This window comes from Nonomuraea maritima, assembly GCF_900100395.1.
Taxonomy (GTDB): Bacteria; Actinomycetota; Actinomycetes; order Streptosporangiales; family Streptosporangiaceae; genus Nonomuraea; species Nonomuraea maritima.
On sequence record NZ_FNFB01000074.1, the window covers coordinates 1 to 1,885 of the forward strand.

At 62.5% G+C, this 1,885-nt stretch carries 3 protein-coding genes; 2 read left to right on the plus strand and 1 reads right to left on the minus strand.

Annotated elements, in window-relative coordinates; all coding sequences use genetic code 11:
• The first annotated feature begins 166 nt into the window (after window positions 1-166).
• On the plus strand, window positions 167-376 hold the full coding sequence (locus tag BLR04_RS41545; RefSeq protein ID WP_218129357.1) for a hypothetical protein: 210 nt from the start codon (window positions 167-169) through the stop codon (window positions 374-376).
• Between the two features lie 492 nt (window positions 377-868).
• On the opposite strand, the gene BLR04_RS40355 is transcribed toward BLR04_RS41545, so the two are convergent.
• Complete coding sequence (locus tag BLR04_RS40355; RefSeq protein ID WP_143022459.1) at window positions 869-1,255, minus strand: hypothetical protein; 387 nt, start codon at window positions 1,253-1,255, stop codon at window positions 869-871.
• A 242-nt stretch (window positions 1,256-1,497) separates the two neighbouring features.
• Between BLR04_RS40355 and BLR04_RS42205 the strand changes: the two genes are divergently transcribed.
• On the plus strand, window positions 1,498-1,824 hold the full coding sequence (locus tag BLR04_RS42205; RefSeq protein ID WP_176903577.1) for a S1 RNA-binding domain-containing protein: 327 nt from the start codon (window positions 1,498-1,500) through the stop codon (window positions 1,822-1,824).
• Window positions 1,825-1,885 lie beyond the last annotated feature (61 nt).

Genomic DNA, 1,885 nt, shown 5'->3' on the forward strand with positions numbered 1-1,885 from the left:
TACCCGCCTCGTTGCCCGTAGCGCATACATCGGTCGTACACCTACAACGGCGGACCGTCACGACTCTCTGACTCTACGAATTCAGCCTGTGTAGCAAGTTTGAGCGATCTAATCTCGGAGCATCACTTGATAGGTCAAGTGAATGACATCCAAGAAAGGAGCCGTTATGGCTCTGCAAGGCCCCATTCCCGTCACCTTCGCCATGGTCTTCCCGCACGGCTGCTACATCGTCGGCGAGGTCGAACCCGTCAAGGACTTCGACGCCTCCACCGGCGGCCGGTTCCGCCCGAACTGGTGGCCATCCTCCGGACGCACCTCGACAGGCACGGCACGGCCAAGGACGGACGGCTCTTCCGGACCAGGACGGACGGCGTGATCTCAGGTTCGGCGTACGCCAAGATCTGGAAAGAGGCCCGGACCTACGCGCTCACTCCCGATCAGGTCGCCTCTCCCCTGGCGGGCCGACCGTACGACCTGCGGCACGCGGCACGCGGCCGTCTCGCTCTGGTTGAACGCCGGCGTCCACGCGCCCGAAGCGGCGGAACGGGCCGGGCACGGCGTGGATGTCATGCTCAGGGTCTATGCCAAGTGCATCGACGGGCAACGCGAGGTGGCCAACCAGCGAATCATGGATGCCCTCGCCGCATGAACCAGCATGATCAGGTGACAACGATGGGTCTCGGATCACTCCGGGACCCTTCGTCGTGCGCTGGGGCTCATCCCGCAGAGGTCCCGAAACCTTGGCCTCGACCTGCGGGAATGCGGCCGCTTTCATCCCGCGTATATCCCGTGACCACCGACAGACAGGGGCTCTCGGCGGCCTACTGCTGCACACCCGGCAAGAGCCGTACCCAAGCAAAAGACCAGCTCAGAAGGTGTTTGAGCTGGTCTCGAACGCGCGCCCTGCAGGATTCGAACCTGCGACCGTCGGATTAGAAGTGGAAAGCCTTCTACGAAGCGTGTGGCATCGTGACCTGGAGTCTTCGGCCGTACCGGATATGCAGGAGGGAGATCGTTCCGTGTATGTTCCGGATCTTCCTAAGCGCAGATCGTCACCGGTAAGGATCGAGATGATCTTGTAGGCCGCGACACCGAATCCGGACTCGCCCAGAGGGCCAGGGGGGACGCCGATCCGTTGCAAGGCGACTTCGGGAGACAGGTCCCGGATGAAGCAGGTGTAGAGCCAGGTGGCATCGGTGTCGTCGGTGAATTCCCGATAGAGCCACTCATAGGTCGCTGCCGTCACGCCGCGCATCCACGTTCCTTCCACGAGGCCGTATCTCGGTGATCATGACAGAGGAGGCCGACAACTTCGTCCATGGACCTGCGCTGTCAGCTTGGGAACTGCATCGATCACGGACCACTGGGGCGCTGAGCTGGGCGGAAAACCGGTCCTGAGTGACCGTGGTTGACCCCTCGTCACCCCTCCTGATGGCCCGCTAATGGCCCGGCGCTTGCAGCGGGTGACATCACCGTGGTTATGACAAAGTGGGCAGTGTGGACAGACCGGCGAACGATCAAGACATAGTGGAGATCTTGAGGGCGGTTCGGGTCGGCGACATCGTCTCGGGGACAATCACGCAGGTGGGACCTCCTCACGGGGCCGCGGTGAGGCTTGACGGGCAGCTGGGTCTGGCATCGGCGGACATCGGGCCTTTGCACGCCTCCTGGGGTCACCCATGGGATGAGGTCATACAGGTCGGCCGGCGCGTCACCGCCGAAGTGATCGATATCGATGAGGAACGGGAAAGGATCGGCCTGTCCCTGGCCGCGACCGAGAATCCCGAACTCTGGGCATTCCTGAAAGACATCCCAGGAGCGTAGATGTCAAGCCGCAACGAACTCTGCGTGATGCGACCAGGCGGTCGTCTCGTCGTAGAGGGTG